The organism is Amycolatopsis sp. NPDC004378 (genome assembly GCF_053602455.1).
Genome location: NZ_JBSGDR010000016.1, coordinates 169,676 through 189,692 on the forward strand (window position 1 = coordinate 169,676; position 20,017 = coordinate 189,692).

At 73.8% G+C, this 20,017-nt stretch carries 9 protein-coding genes; 7 read left to right on the plus strand and 2 right to left on the minus strand.

The window, feature by feature from the left end; genetic code table 11:
- The first annotated feature begins 42 nt into the window (after positions 1-42).
- From ACWEN0_RS35705 to ACWEN0_RS35715, 3 genes are all read left to right on the plus strand, one after another.
- Entirely contained in the window at positions 43-1,389 is a 1,347-nt protein-coding gene (locus ACWEN0_RS35705; RefSeq protein ID WP_451983798.1) for a KamA family radical SAM protein, read from the plus strand.
- Positions 1,386-2,645 carry a pyridoxal phosphate-dependent aminotransferase gene (locus tag ACWEN0_RS35710; protein ID WP_451983800.1) on the plus strand — a complete coding sequence of 420 codons (1,260 nt, stop codon included), beginning with the start codon at positions 1,386-1,388 and terminating at the stop codon, positions 2,643-2,645. The genes ACWEN0_RS35705 and ACWEN0_RS35710 overlap by 4 nt, the downstream gene beginning before the upstream one ends.
- Before the next feature lie 348 nt (positions 2,646-2,993).
- Positions 2,994-3,722: a LuxR C-terminal-related transcriptional regulator gene (locus ACWEN0_RS35715; protein WP_451983802.1), complete on the plus strand. Its 729-nt coding sequence runs from the start codon at positions 2,994-2,996 to the stop codon at positions 3,720-3,722.
- Here ACWEN0_RS35715 and ACWEN0_RS35720 read toward each other — a convergent pair.
- Together ACWEN0_RS35720 and ACWEN0_RS35725 are read right to left on the minus strand one after the other, a co-directional pair.
- Positions 3,701-4,492 carry an ABC transporter permease gene (locus ACWEN0_RS35720; protein WP_451983804.1) on the minus strand — a complete coding sequence of 264 codons (792 nt, stop codon included), beginning with the start codon at positions 4,490-4,492 and terminating at the stop codon, positions 3,701-3,703. The genes ACWEN0_RS35715 and ACWEN0_RS35720 overlap by 22 nt on opposite strands.
- Positions 4,489-5,433 (minus strand): ATP-binding cassette domain-containing protein, encoded by a 945-nt coding sequence (locus tag ACWEN0_RS35725; protein ID WP_451983806.1) that lies wholly within the window; start codon positions 5,431-5,433, stop codon positions 4,489-4,491. The genes ACWEN0_RS35720 and ACWEN0_RS35725 overlap by 4 nt, the downstream gene beginning before the upstream one ends.
- 160 nt (positions 5,434-5,593) lie before the next feature.
- On the opposite strand from ACWEN0_RS35725, the gene sbnB reads away from it, so the two are divergent.
- From sbnB to ACWEN0_RS35745, 4 genes are read left to right on the plus strand one after another with little or no spacing between them, the layout of a single operon-like run.
- Positions 5,594-6,640, plus strand: coding sequence for a 2,3-diaminopropionate biosynthesis protein SbnB (gene sbnB, locus ACWEN0_RS35730; protein WP_451983808.1), 1,047 nt, complete (start codon positions 5,594-5,596; stop codon positions 6,638-6,640).
- 18 nt (positions 6,641-6,658) lie between these two features.
- Entirely contained in the window at positions 6,659-7,654 is a 996-nt protein-coding gene (gene sbnA, locus ACWEN0_RS35735; RefSeq protein ID WP_451983810.1) for a 2,3-diaminopropionate biosynthesis protein SbnA, read from the plus strand.
- Between the two features lie 17 nt (positions 7,655-7,671).
- Positions 7,672-19,797: an amino acid adenylation domain-containing protein gene (locus tag ACWEN0_RS35740; protein ID WP_451983812.1), complete on the plus strand. Its 12,126-nt coding sequence runs from the start codon at positions 7,672-7,674 to the stop codon at positions 19,795-19,797.
- Positions 19,794-20,003, plus strand: a complete 210-nt coding sequence (locus ACWEN0_RS35745) for an MbtH family protein (RefSeq protein ID WP_451983814.1) — start codon at positions 19,794-19,796, stop codon at positions 20,001-20,003. The genes ACWEN0_RS35740 and ACWEN0_RS35745 overlap by 4 nt, the downstream gene beginning before the upstream one ends.
- Positions 20,004-20,017 lie beyond the last annotated feature (14 nt).

Genomic DNA, 20,017 nt, shown 5'->3' on the forward strand with positions numbered 1-20,017 from the left:
TTCCGGCCGTGGCCGAGTTTCGAAGGAAAGGGAATTGTCGACGTGAAGCTGCTGCTGGAACAGCCGGCCCCGGTGGGCACCAGGTTCGAAGCGTACGGCCCGAGCAAACTCGACGAAATCCTCAAGCGGTTCCCGGTCCCGGAAGGGCTCGCCGAGACCATCCGCCTCTTCTCCCTCGTACTGCCGTTCCGGGTGAACGAGTACGTGCTGACCGAGCTGATCGACTGGGCGAACGTGCCGGACGACCCGATCTTCCAGCTGGTGTTCCCGCAGAACGGGATGCTTTCGAAGGAGGACGAGCACGATCTGGCCGAAGCGGCCACCGGATCGGGCCGGCGGGCCGGCCTGCCCGTCGTCGTGCGGCGGATCCGCCAGAGCCTCAACCCGCACCCGTCGGGCCAGCTGGAGCTGAACGTCCCCACGCTCGACGGCGACGAGCTCGGCGGCCTGCAGCACAAGTACCGGCACACGGTGCTGTATTTCCCGCAGCAGGGCCAGACCTGCCACACCTACTGCACGTACTGCTTCCGCTGGGCGCAGTTCGTCGGCGAGAAGGACCTGCGGTTCGCGGTGAAGGAGGCCGACCAGCTCGTCGAGTACCTGCGGGCCCACCCGGAGGTCACCGACGTGCTGGTCACCGGCGGCGACCCGATGGTGATGTCGGCCGAGCGGCTGCGGGTGCACCTCGAGCCGCTGCTGGCGATCCCCACCGTCCGCACGATCCGGATCGGCACCAAGTCGGTCGCGTACTGGCCGCAGCGCTTCGTGACCGACGCCGACGCGGACGCCGTGCTGCGGCTCTACGAGGACGTCGTCGCCTCCGGGCGCACGCTCTCGGTGATGGCGCACTACAGCCACGAGCGGGAGCTGGCCACCGACGTCGCCGGGCAGGCGATCAAGCGGATCCTCGGCACCGGCGCGCGGGTGTACTGCCAGTCGCCGCTGATCGCGCACGTCAACGACGACGCGGCCGCCCTGGCCGGGCTGTGGAGCACCGAACTGGCCCTCGGCGCCGTGCCGTACTACATGTTCGTCGCCCGCGACACCGGGCCGCACGACTACTTCAAGGTGCCGCTCGCCCGCGCCCACGACCTGTTCGCCGCGGCGTACGGCCGGCTGCCCGGGCTCGCCCGCACGATCCGCGGGCCGGTGATGTCGGCGACGCCGGGCAAGGTCGTCGTCGACGGCACGGTCGAGCTCGGCGGGCAGCGGCTGTTCCAGCTGCGGTTCCTGCAGGCCCGGCGGCCGGGGCTGACCGGAAGGCCGTTCTTCGCCCGCCACGACCCGGACGCCGCCTGGCTCGACGAGCTGGAGTTGCTCCCGGACACCGCGCCCGACCTGGTCGAGGCCGTCCGCTCGCAGCACCTGGTGCGAGGAGCGGGGGAGTGACCGCCGGGCACGCCGTCTCGCCGAACCTGGCGCTCGACGAGGCCGTCAACCGCCGCCACGCGGCCGGGCAGCCGCTGATCCACCTCGGCTTCGGCGAGTCCCGCCTGCCGTTGCCGGACTTCCTCGCCGACCGGCTGCTCGCCGGCGCGCGGCGCACCGCCTACGGGCCGGTCGCGGGCGCGGACGACAGCCGCGCGGCCGCGGCCGGCTACTTCACCCGCCGGGGCCTGCCGACCGAGCCGGACCAGGTCGTGCTGGCGCCCGGGAGCAAGCCGCTGCTGCTGGCGCTGATGGCCGCCGTCGACGGCGCGGTCGTCCTGCCGCAGCCCTGCTGGGTCACCTACGCCCCGCAGGCGCGCCTGTTCGGCCGGCCGGTGCTCAAGGTGCCCATCCCGGCCGGCTGCGGCGGGGTGCCGGACCCCGACCTGCTGCCGGGGGCGCTGCGCGCGTTCCGGGCGGCCGGCGGACGCCCCCGGATGCTGCTGCTGACGTCGCCGGACAACCCCACCGGCACCCACGCACCGCCCGGCGTCGTGCGGCGGCTCTGTGAGATCGCCGAGGCCGAGGACCTGCTGATCGTCTCCGACGAGATCTACCGCGACATCCTGCACGACCCGGCCGCGGCGTACGCCAGTCCCGCCGAGTTCGTCCCCGAACGCACGGTCGTGACGTCCGGGCTGAGCAAGAGCCTCGCGCTCGGCGGCTGGCGGATCGGCTTCGCCCGGTTCCCGGCCACCGGTGGCGGCCGGGAGCTGCGCTCGACCGTGCTGGGCCTGGCCAGTGAGATCTGGTCCACCCTGGCGGGCCCGATGCAGGAGGTCGCCTGCCTGGCGCTGAGCGAGCCGCCCGAGGTGACCGCGCACCTGCGGGCCAGTACCCGCCTGCACGGCGCCGTGGCGGGCGGGGTGCACCGCGTGGTCACCGAGGCCGGTGCGACCTGCCGGCCGCCGACCGGCGGCTTCTACGTCTACCCGGACTTCGAGCCGGCGCGTGACGTGCTGGCCGGGAAGGGCGTCACCGGGTCGGCGTCCCTGCAGGAGTACCTGATCGACGAGCTGGGCGTGGCCGTCCTCGGCGGCGAGCACCTCGGCGACGATCCCCGCGCGCTGCGGTTCCGCGCCGCGACGAGCCTGCTGTACGGCGCCGACGACGAGCAGCGCTGGGCCGCCCTGCGGTCCCCGGAGCCGCTCACGCTGCCGCACATCGCCGAGACGCTCGACTCCCTCCGTGCCGCTTTCGAGAAGCTGACCAGCTGAATCAGGCAACAACTCGGCAAAGACCACCTTGAGGGCTCGCGCAGCCCTTAAGGTGGTCTTAACATTTGTGGAAGAACCGTGGCTTCGCGGAGTTCGGCTGCCGGCCGGACTTGTCAACCCGGGGACCGGATTCGAGAAGAACCTCCAAACTCCCGCACCGAACCGTTCGGTGGGTGCGGTCACCGTACGGTCACCCGAAGTGCCACAGGATTAGGCCGTACTCACCCGTTCGCGTTGACGCCGGTGACGGCCCGTTCCTAGGGTGACTCTCGACGGTGGTGATGCCCGGCGCACTCGGCGCCGTACCACTCGTTCCCGCATCGCACGACGACGAACCGGGGGTTTTCCATGTCCGAAAGCCGGCTCCACGGCTCCGTGCTCGACGAAACCGCGCGCACCGCATTCCCGCTCGGCCGGGAACGGGAAATCGGCGGCGAATACCAGCGAATGTTTTCTTCGTTCCTGGACAACTCGGACGTCTCTTCGGCGATTCTCGACGACCGGCTGCGCGTGCTCGCGGCGAACCGCGAACTGCTGACCCTGTTCGGCCGGAGCGCGGCCGAGGTCTGCCAGGCCGACCTGCCCACCCTGCTGCACCCGTTCGTGTCCGAGCGCGTTCAACGCCGCCTCTCGCGGCTCGTGCTGCAGGGCGAGCGCGGGTTCCGCGAGCGGTTCACCCCGCTCGTGCCCGCCGCGGGCGGCCTGCCCGTGACGCTGATCGCCGCCGCCCTGCCCGGCCGGGGTCCCGGCGCGGTGCTGCTGCTGTTCCTGCCGGACCGCGTGCAGCGGCGCACCTTCGACCCGGCCGGGCGCACCCGGGCGATGAGCGAGATCGAGACGCAGATCCTGCAGGGCATCGCGGCCGGCGCCAGCACGGCCGAGCTCGCCCGGCGGCTGTACCTGTCCCGCCAGGGCGTGGAGTACCACATCCACCGGATGCTGCGCGGCCTGAAGGTGCGGAACCGGACCGAGCTCGTCTCGCGCGCCTACGTCAACGGCCTGCTGGCCCCGGACGTCTGGCCGCCGCAGGTGCTGGCGGGCCGTCCGGTCGCCGGTCAGGCCGCCGCGGCCCGGTAGATCCGCGTCCCCGCCGGGATCGCCAGCGCCAGCACGACGGCCAGCACGAGGAGCGCGATCGGCGTCGCGTTCCGCTGGGGGAAGCCGGCGCCGGCGGTGACCAGGTCCGGGTTGCCCCACAGGCGGCGGCAAGCGGCCACCACCGAGCTCACCGGGTTCCACTCGGACACCGCGGCGAGCCAGCCCGGCAGGCCGCGCAGCGGCACGAAGGCGTTCGACACGAAGGACCCGACGACCATGACCAGGGCGGCGATCGCGCTGATCGCCTCGGCGCCGCGGGTGGTGAGGCCGATGAGGACACCGAGCCAGAGCATGGCGTACGCGAACAGCAGGAGCAGCCCGAACCCGGCCAGCCCGGGCAGCAGTCCACTGTGGATCCGCCAGCCGATGACGTACGCGATCCCGGTGGTCGCGGCGATCCCGGCCGCGGCCAGCACGAGGTCCGAAAGCGTGTGCCCGAGCAGGACCGCCGAGCGGGGGATCGGCAGCGAGCGGAAGCGGTCGGCGAGGCCGCCGGCCAGGTCGTCGGCGATGCCGAGCCCGCTGGTGGCCACCAGCGTCAGGCCGACCTGGGCGGCGACGCCGGCGGTCAGGTAGTCGACGTAGGGCGCGCCGCCGGGCAGCGTGATCGAGCCGTCGAAGAGGAACCCGAGCACCAGCACCAGGCTGACCGGCATGAGCAGGACGCCGACGATCTTCGCGGGGGAGCGGACCGTCGCGCGCAGCCGGCGTCCGGTCAGCGCCGCGACGTCGCTGAGGAGAGTGCTCATCGGTGGGTCCCCGCTTCCGAAGTCTTGGTGATGGCGAAGAAAACGTCGTCGAGCGACGGCCGGCGCAACGCGAAGTCCAGCACGGCGATGCCGTTCGCGTGCAGCTTTCCCGCCACCGCGGCGATGCCCGCCGTGCCGTCGGGGACGGGCGCGCTCAGCTTGCCGTCGGCGACCTCGACCGGGCCGCCGAGGCTCGCGAGGATTTCTCCGGCCTCGCGAGCCCGCGCGGGGTCGGTGACGGACACTTCGAGCCATTCGCCGCCGACGTCGCGCTTGAGCTGTTCGGGACTGCCTTCGGCGACGACCTTGCCGGCGTCGATGACGACGACGCGGTCGGCGAGCCGGTCGGCCTCTTCGAGGTACTGCGTGGTGAGCAGCACCGTGGCGCCGGCCGCGGCCTGGTCGCGGATGGCGGCCCAGAGCACGGCCCGGCTGGCCGGGTCCAGCCCGGTCGTCGGCTCGTCGAGGAACACGACCGGCGGGCGGGAAACCAGGCAGCTGGCCAGATCCAGCCGCCGGCGCATGCCGCCCGAGTACGTCCGGACCTGCCGGTCGGCGGCGTCGGTGAGGTCGAACTGCGCCAGCAGCTCGGCGGCGCGCGCCCGGGCGTTCCGGCGTCCGATGTGGAGCAACGTGCCCAGCAGCACCAGGTTTTCGCGCCCGGTCAGCCGGTCGTCGACCGCGGCGTACTGCCCGGTGAGCCCGATCCGGGTGCGCACCTCGGCCTGCTGCCGCACGACGTCGAGCCCGGCGACGAACGCGCGGCCGGAGTCCGGGACCAGCAGCGTGGAAAGGATCCGCACGGTCGTGGTCTTGCCCGCGCCGTTGCGCCCCAGCACCCCCAGCACGGTGCCCGCCGGTACGTGGAGGTCCACCCCGCGCAACGCTTGGTGGCTGCCGTACCGTTTGGTCAGTCCCTCGGTTTCGATCGCAGCGGTCACTCCTCGGCCCTTCCCTTCCGGCGACGGCGCGGGCCCCAGTCCAGCAGCGCGCCCGCTTGCCGCCCGCCAGCAGTGGTGGCGGAATGCAAGGGGCGGCGCGGTTAGCGTCGTTCCCGCAAGCCACCGAAGCCCGGGAACACGGGCGGAAACGGAGGGGACAATGCCGGAGCGGAACGAAATTCCTCCCTTCGCGGTCATTCCCGGCCGGCAGGTTTCCCAGGTCCTGTCCGGGAACGAGAAGAAGGTCGTCGACCTCGTCGAGGCGGCCTACCGCCGGCACGGCGAGGGGAACACGGTCAACCCGCCGTCCTACTTCCTGCGTTTCCCGGACCGCCCGGACTCGCGGATCATCGCGCTGCCCGCCTCGCTCGGCGGGGACGACGGCGTCGACGGTCTCAAGTGGATTTCCAGCTTCCCCGGGAACGTCGCGAACGGGCTGCCGCGCGCGTCGGCCGTGCTGATCCTCAACGACCCGGCCACCGGGTATCCGCTGGCCTGCCTGGAAAGCTCCATCATCAGCGCCGCGCGCACGGCGGCCTCGGCCGCGCTGGCCGCGGCGGTGCTCAGCGAGGTCCGCGGCCGGCCGCGCCGCGTCGGCTTCGTCGGCGGCGGCCTGATCGCCCGGTTCATCCACACCTACCTGCAGGCGACCGGCTGGGAGTTCGACGAGATCGGCGTGCACGACACGCACCCGTCGTCGGCCGCGGGGTTCCGCGACTACCTGGCGGGCACGGGCACGACCGCGCGGATCACCGGCCACGACGGCGCCGAGAGCCTGATCCGCGCCAGCGACCTGGTCGTGTTCGCCACCGTCGCCGCCGAGCCGTACGTGACCGACGTCGACTGGTTCGCCCACGACCCGCTGGTGCTCAACGTCTCGCTGCGCGACATCGCGCCGGAGATCGTCCTGGTCTCCACCAACGTCGTCGACGACGTCGACCACTGCCTCAAGGCGAACACCTCGCCGCACCTGGCCGAGCAGCTGACCGGGGACCGGGGCTTCCTGTCCGGCACCCTGTTCGACGTGCTGACCGGCCGGCTCGAACCGCGGGCCGGCCGCCCGCTGATCTTCTCGCCGTTCGGTCTCGGGGTCCTCGACCTCGCCGTGGCGAAGTACGTGTACGAGGAAACCGCCGCGGCGGGGGACCTTTCGGTGGTGGACGGCTTCTTCCACGAGCTGGACCGGCACCGGGCCGCGGCTCGCTGACACGAATAGGGGTTGTGCGTGCCCATCATCTCGGCTCCGCAGGAATACAACGAAGAGAACCTGTACGTGGACCTCCGGCCGGTCTTCGGGCCCGCCCTGTACCTCAAGTGCGAGGCGTTCAACTTCGCCGGCTCGGTGAAGCTGAAGGCGGCGCTGGAGATGATCACGAGCGCGGAGCGGCGCGGCCTGCTCGCGCCCGGCGCGACGCTCGTGGAGTCCTCCTCGGGCAACCTCGGCGTCGCGTTGAGCATGATCGCCGCCGACCGCGGCTACGGCTTCGTCTGCGTGACCGACGCGCGCTGCAACGAGGCGACCCGGCGGATGATGGCGGCGTTCGGGGCCCGCGTGCACGTCGTCACCGAGCCGGCCGCGGAGGGCGGGTTCCTCGGGGCGCGCATCGCGCAGGTCAAGGAGCTGTGCGCGCGCAACGGGTACGTGTGGCTGAACCAGTACGGGAACCCGGACAACTGGATGGCGCACTACCTCACCACCGGGCCGGCCATCGCCCGCCAGTTCCCCGACGTGGACGTGCTGTTCGTCGGCGCGGGCACCACCGGGACGCTGATGGGCTGCGCCCGCTACTTCCGCGACGCCGGGAGCTACCCGCGGATCGTCGCGGTGGACGTCGAGGGGTCGGTGACCTTCGGCCGGCCGCCCGCGCGCCGGCTGATCCCGGGGCTGGGCACCAGCGTCCGCCCGCCGATCCTCAACGAGTCCTATGTGGACGAAGTGGTGCACGTGGGCGAGCCGGACGCGGTCCGCCGGTGCCGCCAGCTCGCCCGGCGGGGTTTCCTGTTCGGCGGGTCGACCGGCACGGTGGTCGCGGGCGCGCTGGCCTGGCTGGAGGGCAACGCCGGGCGGACGCCGCTCAAGGCGGTCGCCGTCGCACCGGACTTCGGCGAGCGCTACCTCGCCACCGTCTACGACGACGCCTGGGTCCGCGAGTCCTACTGGCCCGAATACGAACCGGCTTACGAAGACGGCCGCCTGTCCGCGCTGAACGCCGCGCACTGATCGGGGAGAACGCCAGCATGTCGCAGAACCTGCCGCTGTCCGCCGCGCAGCTCGAAGTCTGGTACGCCCAGCAGCTCGACCCGGGCAACCCGATCTGGAACATCGCGGAGTACTACGAGATCGACGGGCCGCTGCGCGAGGACGTCTTCACCGACGCCGTGCGCCGCGCGGTGACCGAGGCGGACTGCCTGCGCGTGCGGTTCGAAGCCGACGGCGACACCGTGCGCCAGGTCGTCGAGCCGCTGACCGGGTCGCCGCTGGAGCTGCTCGACGCGCGCGCGGAGGCCGACCCGGCCGCGCACGCGCTGGAGTGGATGCGGGCCGACGTGCGCCGGCCGGTGGACCCGGCGGACCCGGAGTCGGCGTTGTACACCATGGCGCTGATCCGGCTGGACGAGGAGAAGCACTACTTCTACACGCGCGCGCACCACGTCCTCTGGGACGGCTTCAGCGAGGCCGTGTTCGCCCAGCGCGTCGCCGCGATCTACACGGCACTCGTCGAAGACCGCGATCCGGCCGAGGGGGCGTTCGAGCCGCTTTCGGTGCTGCTGGCCGACGAACAGTCCTATTCGGACTCCAAACAGGCCGAAAAGGACCGGGAGTTCTGGGCCGGCCGCTTCCCGGAGACGCCGGAGCTGACCACCGTGTCGACGCGCCCGGTGGTCCCCGCGGACAGCTTCCTCCGCCGCGGCGCGAGCCTGGACGCGGCCGCCGTCGAGCACCTGCGCGCCCTGGCGTGGGAGGACCGGGCGGCGTGGCCGACGTTCGTGATCGCCGCGGTCGGCGCCTACCTGCACCGGCTGACCGGCGGCCCGGAGGTCCTCCTCTCGCTGCCGGTGACCTCCCGCACCACCGACGCGACCCGCGCGATCCCCGGCATGCGCGCCAACGTGCTGCCGCTGCCCCTGGCCATCCGCCCGGCGATGACCCGCGGCGAGCTGCTCGGCCACGTCGGCAGGGAGGTCCGCCGGACCCTCAAGCACCAGCGCCACCGCGGCCGCGAGGTGCGGTCGCTGATCGGCCTGCCGGCGACCGACACCCGGCCGTTCGGGCCGGAGCTGAACGTCGCGTCCTTCGTGGCGGAGCTGCGGTTCGGCCCGTGCCCGGGCCGGACGCACAACCTGTCCACCGCGCCCAACGACGACCTCTCCATCACCGTGCACGACAACGAGGACGGCGGCCTCCAGGTCCTCTTCGACGGCAACCCGAAGCTCTACACCGCGGCCGCCCTCGACCGGCTGGCCCACCGGTTCCTCGCCTACCTGCGCGACCTGGGGGACTGGCCGGCGGACCGGGCGCTGGGCGGGATCGACGTGCTCGACCCGGGCGAGCGCGAGCTGCTGGCCCGGTGGACCGGCACCAGCGGCCCCCCGGAATTCACCGGCGTCGTCGAGCAGGTCGGCGCGATCGCCACCGCGCGGCCGGACACGGTCGCGGTGGTCGACGACGCCGGTGAGACCACCTACGCGCAGCTGTGCGGCCGGGCGGCCGCCATCGCGCGGCAGCTGGCCGGGCGCGGACTGGCCAAGGGCGACCGCGTCGGCATCCTCGACGGGCCCGGCAGCGGCTTCATCGCGGCGATGCTCGGCATCTGGGCGGCGGGCGGCGCGTACGTCCCGCTCGACCCGCGGGCCCCGGCCGCGCGCACCGCACAGCTGATCGCCGAAAGCGAGGCCTCGGCGGTGATCGCGGCCCCGGCGTACCGGGACGCCGCCGTCGCGCTCGGCGTCGAACCGGTGGTCCCGGACGGGACCACCGGCCGGCTGGGCGAAGCCGTGCCGGCCGAGGTCGACGACCTCGCCTACGTCATCTTCACCTCCGGCTCCACCGGCACGCCCAAGGGCGCGATGGTCACCCACGGCGGGATGGTCAACCACCTCCGGGCCAAGATCGACGACCTCGGCCTGAGCGGCGCGGACGTCGTGGTGCAGAACGCGCCGCTGTCGTTCGACATCTCGGTCTGGCAGATGGTCTGCGCCCTGGTGCTCGGCGGCCGCGTGCGCGTGGTCGGCCGGGAGGTCGCCGGCGACCCGGCCGCCCTGTTCGGGCTCACCGCCGGTGAGAACGTGTCGATCCTCGAGGTCGTGCCCTCGCTGCTGCGGGCCGCGCTCGACTCGTGGGACGACGGCGCCGCGGTGCCTGAGCTGCCGGTGCTGCGCGAGCTGGTGGTGACCGGCGAGCCGCTGCCCCCGGACCTGTGCAAGCGGTGGTTCGACCGGTTCGCCGGGATCCCGCTCGTCAACGCCTACGGCCCGACCGAATGCGCCGACGACGTCACCCACGCGGTGCTCACCGCGGACAGCCCGCTCGACGGCCCGCGGGTGCCGATCGGGGAAGCCGTGCGCAACACCCTGCTCTACGTCCTCGGCGACGGCCTGCGCCCGGTGCCGCCCGGCGTCCCGGGCGAGCTGTACGTCGCCGGGCACGGCGTCGGCCGCGGCTACCTGGCCGACCCCGGCCGCACCGCCACGACGTTCGTCCCGGACCCGTACCAGCCCGGCTCGGGCGCGCGGATGTACCGTACCGGCGACATCGTGCGTCACCGGGCCGACGGGCAGCTGGAGTTCCTCCGGCGCCGCGACCGCCAGGTCAAGATCCGCGGCCACCGCATCGAGATCGGCGAGGTCGAGGTCGCGCTGCGCGCGCTGCCCGGCGTCACCGACGCCGTGGTGGTCGTCGGCGCCGACCGCGCCGGCCAGAAGCGGCTCGTGGCCTACGTCGTCGGCGACGGCGACGCCGAGCAGTGGCGCACCGCGACGGCCGAGCGGCTGCCCGGTCACCTGGTGCCCTCGGTGTTCGAGGCGTTGCCGGCGCTGCCGCTGACGCCGAACGGCAAGGTCGACCTCAAGGCGCTGCCCGAGCCCACCGTCGACACCACGACGGAGGTCCGTGCCCCGCGGACCGTGCACGAGGAACTGGTGACCACGGCGTTCGCCGAGGTGCTCGGCGTGGCGCGGGTGGGCGCCGACGAAAGCTTCTTCGACCTCGGCGGGCACTCTCTGCTGGGGACCAAGCTGATCGGGAAGCTGCGCCGCGCCACCGGGATCGAGCTGTCGCTCAAGGACCTCTTCGGCGCGCCGAAGGCCGCGGACCTGGCCGCCCTGCTCGACGGCCCGGTCCGGCCGCGGCCACCGCTCGAGCGCACCGAGCGGCCCGCGCGCATCCCGCTTTCGCCCGCCCAGCAACGGTTGTGGTTCCTCGACCGGCTGGAGGGCCCGAGCGGCACCTACAACGTCCCCGCGGTCACCCGGCTGAAGGGCGACCTCGACCTCGACGCCATCGAGCACGCGGTCTGGGATCTCATCGCCCGGCACGAGACGCTGCGCACGATCATCCCGGACGAGGGCGGCGAACCGCGTCAGGTCGTGCTCGCGCCCGAGGACGCCCGGCCGCCGATGGAGATCGTCGAAACCACCGAGGACGACCTCGCCGACGACCTGAACGACGCGGCCGCGCACGTCTTCGACCTGGCCACCGACATCCCGGTGCACCCGGTGCTGTTCGACCTGGCCGACGACGACCACGTGCTGCTGGTCGTCGTGCACCACATCGCCGCCGACGGCTGGTCGGCCGCGCCGCTGGCGCGCGACCTGAGCGAGGCCTACAACGCCCGCGCCCGCGGCCACGCGCCGGACTGGGAACCGCTCGAGGTCCAGTACGCCGACTACACGCTCTGGCAGACGGGCCTGCTCGGCGCCGACGACGACCCGGAAAGCCTGGCCGCCGAGCAGATCGAGTACTGGCGGGCCGAGCTCGTCGGGCTGACCACCGACCTCAACCTGCCGCTGGACCGGCCGCGGTCGGAGAACCGGACGCCGCAGGGCGACACGATCCACTTCCGGATCGACGCGGGGCTGCACGCCGGGGTCGCCGAGCTGGCCAGGGCGGCCAAGGCCACGCCGTTCATGGTCGTGCAGGCCGCGCTCGCGACGCTGCTGTCGCGGATCGGCGGCAGCACGGACATCGCGCTCGTCAGCCCGGTCGCCGGCCGCGCCGAGCCGGTGCTCGACCCGCTGGTCGGGCTGTTCCTCAACACCGTGCTGCTGCGCAGCGACCTGTCCGGGGACCCGAGCTTCCGCGCGCTGCTGGAGCGGGTCCGCGAGACCGACCTCGCCGCCTACGCGCACCAGGACGTGCCGTTCGAGCGGCTGATGGAGAACATCCGGCCGGCGCGCTCCGGCGGCGGGAAGACGATGTTCGAAGTCATCCTGACCTTCCAGAACAACGAAAAGCCCGAAGTCTCGATGGAGGGCCTGTCCGGGCACTTCGAGCTGGCCACCAACGGCACCGCGAAGTTCGACCTGTCGTTCGACTTCGTCGAGGACTTCGCCGACGGCGCCCCGGACGGGATGACCCTCGGCCTGGAGTACAGCACCGACCTGTTCTTCGAGGAGACCGTGCGCCGGCTGGGCGAGCGGTTCCTGGCCCTGCTCGCGTCGGCCGTCGCCGACCCCGGCCGGGAACTGTCCGCGCTGGACCTGCTCGCCGACGGCGAGCGCGAGACGCTGCTCGGCGACTGGAGCAAGCGCGCGGCCGCCGTGCCGGAGCTGCTGACCGGCCTGCCCGTCACGCCGCCCGCACGCCCCCGCGTCTACCTGCTCGACGACCGGCTCCGGCTCGTCCCGCCCGGCGTGGAGGGCTGGTGGTACGTCGGCTCCGGGCGCCCGGTGACGACCACCGAGGCCGCGGCGGCGCTCGTCGCCACGACGCTCGTGCCCAGCCCGTTCGGCAAGGCGGGCACGCGGATGGCCGCGACCGGCCGCCGCGGCCGGTGGACCCGCTACGGCGAGCCGGAAGTGTTCGAGCCCGTCCGGCCGCGGACGCCCGTGCGGGAGGCCGAGCCGGAAGGCCCGCGGTCCCAGGAGGCGCGCAACGGGCGTGAAGAGGCGCTGTGCCGGCTCTTCGCCGAGGTGCTCGGCCGCGAGAGCGTCGGCATCGACGACAACTTCTTCGAGTGCGGCGGCCACTCCCTGCTCGTCACCAAGCTGGTCGGCCGGATCGGGGCCGTCCTGCACGCCGGGCTGAGCATCCGCGACGTCTTCGAGAACCAGACGCCGGCCCGGCTCGCGGCGCGACTCGGCGGCACCACCACCCGGCCGCCCCTGACCGCGGGGCCGCGACCCGAGCGCGTGCCGCTGTCGTTCTCCCAGCAGCGGTTGTGGTTCCTCAACCAGTTCGAGGGGCCGGGGGCGACCTACAACATCCCGATCGCCCTGCGGTTGAGCGGAAAGCTCGACGCCGGCGCGATGCGGGCGGCGTTGCGCGACGTCGTCGAGCGGCACGAAGTGCTGCGCACGGTGTACCCGCAGATCGACGGCGAAGGCGTCCAGCGCGTTCTTCCCGCGGTCGAGGTGGGACTCCCGGTCGTCGAGACCTCGCCGGACCGGCTCGACGCGGCGCTGGCCGAGGCCGCGCGAACCGGCTTCGACGTCACGACGGACACCCCGTTGCGGCCGACGCTGTTCGCCGTCGCCCCGGACGAGCACGTGCTGCTGCTGGTGATCCACCACATCGCGAGCGACGGCTGGTCGGCGGCCCCGCTGGCCCGCGACCTGGCCCGGGCCTACGCCCGCCGGCTCGACGGGCTGGCCCCGGACTGGGCGCCGCTGCCGGTGCAGTACGCGGACTACGCGCTGTGGCAGCGTGAGCTGCTCGGCGACGCCGGCGACCCGGAAAGCCTGCAGGCACACCAGCTCGCGTACTGGCGCGGCGCGCTGGACGACCTGCCCGGCGAGCTGCCGCTGCCGGCGGACCGCCCGCGTCCGGCGCTGTCGTCCTACCGCGGCGGCATCGTGCCGTTCACCCTCGACGCGGACCTGCACGGCCGCCTCGACCGGTTCGCCGCCGAGACCGGCTCCACGGTGTTCATGGTGCTGCAGGCGGCCGTGGCGGCGATGCTGGGCAAGTACGGCGCCGGCACGGACATCCCGCTCGGCACGCTGGTCGCGGGCCGCACCGACGACGCGCTGACCGACCTGGCCGGGTTCTTCGTCAACACGCTCGTGCTGCGCGTCGACCTGGCGGGCGACCCGGCGTTCCGGGACCTGCTGGCCCGGGTCCGGGAGACCGACCTCGCCGGGTACGGCCACCAGGACGTGCCGTTCGAACGGCTCGTCGAAGTGCTCAACCCGCCCCGCGTGCGGGCCCGGCACCCGCTGTTCCAGGTCGCGATCACGTTGCACAGCAACGAAACCCCGAGCGTCGAGCTGCCCGGCCTGACGCTGGGCGGCGAGCTGGTCCCGACCGGCACCGCCGACCTCGACCTGCACTTCGAGTTCGCCGAGGAGCGGACCGGGGACAACGCCTGCGAGGGCGTCGCGTCGCTGGTTAAGTACAGCGCCGACCTCTTCGACCGCGAGACGGTCGAACGGCTGGCCGCCGCGCTGGTGCGGTTGCTCGACCGCGCGCTCGCCGAGCCGGAGCTGCCGCTCAGCCGGATCGGGGTGCTCGGCACCGCCGAAGAGCACCGCCTGCTGGTCGAGTGGAACGACACCGCGCGCCCGGTGGAATGGACCGACGTCGTGGCGCGGGTGCGCGAGTTCGCCGAGCGCTTCCCGGCCCGGATCGCGGTCGGCGACGAGCACGGCGAAACGACGTACGCGGATCTCGTGCGCCGGGCGAACGCCGTCACCCACCGCGTCCGCGAGGCCGGGGCGGAGACCGGTTCGCTGGTCGCGCTGCTGGCCGAACCCGGAGCGGGCTACGTCGCCGCGGTGCTCGGCGTCCTCGGCGCCGGGTGCGCCTACCTGCCCCTCGACGGTGCCGCGCCGGTCGCCCGGAACGCCGGCCTGCTCACCGAAAGCGCGCCCGTCGTGCTGCTGGCCGACCCCGCCCACGCGGTGCTCGCCGCCGAAGTGGCCGGGGACCTCCCGGTGCTGACGCTCGACGGCGAGACCGCCGAGCACGCCGAACTGTCCGGTGACGAGCTGGACCTGGCCTACGTCCTCTACACGTCCGGCTCGACCGGCCGGCCGAAGGGTGCCATGGTGGCGCGCCGGGGGATGGTCAACCACCTGCTCGCGAAGGTCGAGGACCTCGGGCTCGGCGAGCGCGACGTGGTGGTGCACAACGCCCCGGTCACCTTCGACATCTCGGTCTGGCAGATGCTCGCGCCGCTCGTCGCGGGCGGCCGGGTCCAGGTGACCCCGCGCCGGGCGGCGCGTGATCCCCGCACGCTGTTCGCGACGGTCGCCGAGCACGCCGTCACGGTGCTGGAAATCGTCCCTTCGCTGCTGGCCGCCACCCTCGATTCCTGGGGGATCGAGGGTGGCGCGCCGGTGCTCCCGGCGTTGCGCCTGCTCGTCGTCACCGGGGAGGCGCTGCCGCCGGGGTCCTGCGAGCGGTGGCTCGCGCGGTTCCCGGACGTCCCGCTGGTCAACGCCTACGGACCGACGGAGTGCTCCGACGACGTCACGCACGCCGTGCTGACGAGCGCGCCGGACGGCCCGCGGACGCCGATCGGCGCGCCGCTGCGCAACACCGCGCTCTACGTCCTCGACGACCACCTGCGGCCCGTGCCGGCCGGGGTGCCGGGCGAGCTGTACGTCGGCGGGCTCGGCGTCGGCCGCGGCTACCTGGCCGACCCCGGCCGCACCGCGGCGACGTTCGTGCCGGACCCGTTCCGGCCGGCGCCGGGGGAGCGGATGTACCGCACGGGCGACGTCGTCGTGCTGCGCCCGGACGACCGGCTGGAGTTCCTGCACCGCCGCGACGACCAGGTCAAGATCCGCGGCAACCGCGTCGAGCTCGGCGAGATCGAGACCGCGCTGCGTGCCCTGCCCGAGGTCCGCGACGCCGTCGTGCACCCGCACGGCGACGACCTGGCCGCCTACGTCGTCCTGAGCGGGGAGCTCCCCGACGACGAGCTGCGGAGCGGGCTCGCCCTGGCCGTGCCCGGCTACATGCTGCCGGCGGCGTACGTCCGGCTGGACGCACTGCCGCTGACCCCGAACGGCAAGGTCGACCGCAAGGCCCTGGTACCGCCGAGCACTGGGGCGGCGGAGCCCGGCCGGGCGCCGGAAACCGAGCGCGAACGACGGCTGCAGGCCCTCTTCGCCGAGGTGCTGGGCCGCGAGGTCGGCGTGACCGGCGACTTCTTCGCCCACGGCGGGCATTCGCTGCTCGCCACCCGGCTGGCCAGCCGGATCCGGACCGAGCTGGACGCCGAGGTGTCCGTCCAGGACCTGTTCGACCACCCGACGGTGGCCGGCCTCGCGGGCCGGCTCGACCAGGCCCGCACCCGGGCCGCGCTGGTGCCGCGGCCGCGGCCCGAGCGCGTGCCGCTCTCGTTCGCCCAGCAGCGGCTGTGGTTCCTCGACCGGTTCGAGGAGCAGCGCGCCGCGTACACGCTGTCCGTCGCGGTGAAGCTGACCGGTCCGGTCGACACCGGTGCCCTCGCGGCCGCGTTCGACGACGTCGTCGCGCGGCACGAGAGCCTGCGCACGGTGTTCCCCGAGCACGACGGAGTCCCGTACCAGCAGGTCGTCGAGGCGACCGGGCTCTTCGCCGCCGTCGGCGTCACCGACGGGGAGCTGGACGACGCCGTGCGCACGGCCACCCGGCGGGGGTTCGACCTCGCGGTGGAGCCGCCGCTGCGGGCGACGTTGCTCAGCACCGGCGAGCGGACCCACGTGCTGGTCGTCGTCGTGCACCACATCGCGGCCGACGGCTGGTCGTTCGGGCCGCTGACCCGCGACCTCTCCCACGCCTACGCCGAACGGCTCGCCGGGCGCGTGCCGGAGTGGGCGCCGCTGCCCGTGCAGTACGCGGACTTCGCGCTGTGGCAACGGGATCTGCTCGGCGCCGAGGACGACCCGGAGAGCCTCGCCGCGCGGCAGCTGGACCACTGGCGCACCACCCTGGCCGGCGTGCCCGACCAGCTGGAGCTGCCGACCGACCACCCCCGCCCGGCCGTCGCCGACGGCCGCGGTGACCGCGTGTACTTCGAGCTGGACCGCGAACTGCGCGCCGGGCTCGAACGGCTCGCCGCCGACGCCGGCGTCAGCGTGTTCATGGTGCTGCAGGCCGGGCTCGCCGCGCTGCTGGCGAAGCTCGGTGCCGGCCGGGACATCCCGCTCGGCACCCCGGTCGCCGGGCGCACCGACGACGCGCTCGACGACCTGGTGGGCGTCTTCCTCAACACCCTGGTGCTGCGGACCGACCTCTCCGGCGACCCGACCGTCGCCGAGCTGCTCGCCCGGGTCCGCACGACCGACCTGGCCGCCTACGCCCACCAGGACGTGCCGTTCGAGCGGCTGGTGGACGTGCTCAACCCCGTGCGGTCGCAGGCGCGGACGCCACTGTTCGGTGTGCTGCTCGTGCTGCACAACAACGCCGGCGCCGGCCTCGGACTGTCCGAAGTGGACGCCGAGGTGCTGCCCGGCGGCACCGGCACGGCCCGGTACGACCTGGCGTTCGAGTTCGCCGAGCAGGACGGCGGGTTCGGCGGGTTCGTCGAGTACCGCACCGAGCTGTTCGAGGCCGCGACCGTGACGCGGATGGCGGAGCGGCTGGCCACCGTGCTGCGGGCGATGGCGGCCGACCCGGGCCGCCGCGTGAGCGCGATCGACGTCCTCGACGCCGGCGAGCGCGAGCGGATCCTGGTGGCCCGCAACGACACCGCCCGGGAGCTGCCCGGGACGCCGCTGTTCGAGCGCCTGCGGCAGACGGCCGAGCGGGCCGGGGACGCCGTGGCGCTGGTCGCCGGCGAGACCGAGCTGACCTACGCCGGGCTGTACGCCCGGGTGCACCGGATGGCCCGGCTGCTGGCCCGGCACGGCGCCGGCCCGGAGTCGGTGGTCGCGCTGGTCCTGCCGCGCTCGGCGGACCTGGTGGTCGCGCTGCTCGCGGTGCTCGGGACCGGGGCCGCGTACCTGCCGATCGACCCCGGGTACCCGGCCGAGCGGGTCGCCTTCATGCTCGAGGACGCGGCTCCCGCGGTGGTCGTCACGACGGCGGGCACCGACACGGGCACCGCGCCGCGGGTGCTGGTCGACGACCCCGCCCTGGCGGAGTTCGCGACGACGCCGCTCGCTGCTGCCCGCGTGAAGCCGGACAACCCCGCGTACATCCTCTACACCTCCGGGTCCACCGGCCGCCCCAAGGGCGTCGTCGTGCCCCTCGGCGCGCTGGCGAACCTGCTCGACGACATGGTGTCCCGCACCGCGATCACGACGGCGGACCGGTTCCTCGCCGTCACGACGCCCGGGTTCGACATCGCCAACCTGGAGGTCCTGGTGCCGCTGCTGGCCGGGGCCCGGCTGGTCGTCGCGGCGCCCGACGAGGTCCGCGACCCGGCGGTGCTGGGCGAGCTGATCACCGGCTCGGCGGCCACGATCATGCAGGCGACGCCGACGCTGTGGCAGGAGCTGGCCGAGACGGCGCCGAAGACCCTCGGCGGGCTGCGGGCCCTGATCGGCGGCGAGGCCGTCAGCCGGGCGCTGGCCGACCGGCTGCGCGAGCTCACCTGGAGCGTCACCAACGTCTACGGCCCGACCGAGACGACCATCTGGTCGACCGCGGCGGACCTGACCGCCGTCCCGGACCGGCCGGGCGCCCCGGCGATCGGCGGCCCCCTGGACAACACCCGGGTCTACGTGCTGGACGCGGCGCTGCGGCCGGTGCCGGACGGCGTCCCCGGCGAGCTGTACATCGCCGGCACCGGGCTCGCGCGGGGTTACCTGAACCGCCCGGGACTGACCGCGCAGCGATTCGTCGCCGACCCGTTCGGCGCGCCGGGCACGCGGATGTACCGCACCGGCGACCTCGTGCGGTGGGGCACCGACGGGCAGCTCGACTACGTCGGCCGCACCGACCACCAGGTGAAGCTGCGCGGGTTCCGGATCGAGCTCGGCGAGATCGAGACGGCGCTGCTGGCCGTGCCCGGGATCGGCCGGGCCACGGTGGTCGTGCGCGAGGACGTCCCGGGCGACCGGCGGCTGGCCGCCTACGTCGTCGGCGACGGCGCCGACCCGGCCGACGTGCGGGCCCGGCTGGGCCGGACGCTGCCGGACTACATGGTCCCCGCCGCGGTGGTCGTGCTGGAGCGCTTCCCCTTGACCGCCAACGGGAAGCTCGACCGCTCGGCCCTGCCGGCCCCGGCCGTCACCGCGACTGCGGGCCACGACCGGCTGCGGACCCCGGCCGAAGACCTCCTGTGCGCGCTGTTCGCCGACGTGCTCGGCACGCCGGCGGTCGGCCTGCACGACGACTTCTTCGCCCTGGGCGGGCATTCGCTGCTGGCGACCCGGCTGCTGAGCCGGGTCCGCGAGCGGCTGGCCGCCGGGCTCGGCATCCGCGACCTGTTCGACCACCCGACGCCCGCGCGGCTGGCCCGGCGGATCGAGACCAGCGCCGGCGGGACGTCCTTCGACGTCCTGCTCCCGCTGCGCCGGGAAGGCAGCCGGGAACCGCTGTTCTGCGTCCACCCGGCGGGGTGCGTCAGCTGGTCCTACCACGGCCTCGCCGCGCACCTGGCCGACCGGCCGCTGCACGGCCTGCAGGCCCGCGGGATCGTCGACGACGCCGGGCTGCCCGCCGACGTCGGCGCGATGGCGGCCGGCTACCTGGCGGAGATCCGCCGGGTCCAGCCGCACGGGCCCTACCACCTGCTGGGCTGGTCGTTCGGCGGGGTGGTGGCGCACGAGATCGCGTGCCGGCTGCAGGACGAGGGCGAGCGGGTCGCGCTGCTGGTCAGCCTCGACAGCGCGCCGGGCAGCGACGACACCCTGCCGGACGACGAGGAGCTCGCGGCGATCGTGCTGCGGTTCTTCGGCTACCGCGGCGACGAGGAACCGGTGCACGGCCCCGACTTCGCCGGCCTGCGCGAGCTGTTCGCGCGGGAGGCCAACCCCCTGGCCGAGCTCACCTCGGAGCAGCTGAAGCGGTGTTTCGCCGCCTGGCGCAACAACCTGCGGCTGCAGGCGGAGTTCGTGCCCCGGACCTTCCGCGGCACGCTGCTGCACTTCACCGCGGCGGCCGACGCGGACAACCGCACCGCCGCGGCCTGGTCGTCCCATGTGGACGGTGCGATCGCGGTGACCGAACTTCCGGTCGGGCACGACGCCATGACCGGAGCCGAGCCGCTGCGGCGGGTCGGCGAGGGGATCGAAGAGTACCTCGCGAACGAAAGGAGCGATCGGTGACCAACCCCTTCGACGACGAGACGGGCACCTTCCACGTGGTCGTCAACGCCGAAGGCCAGCACGCACTCTGGCCCGCCTTCGCCGAACTGCCCGAGGGCTGGGACCGCGTGCACGGCCCGGAGACCCGCGCGGCCTGCCTCGCCTACGTCGAGGAGAACTGGCGGGACCTGCGTCCGCGCAGCCTCGCCGCGAAGCACGACGGATGAAACCCGAACCGACA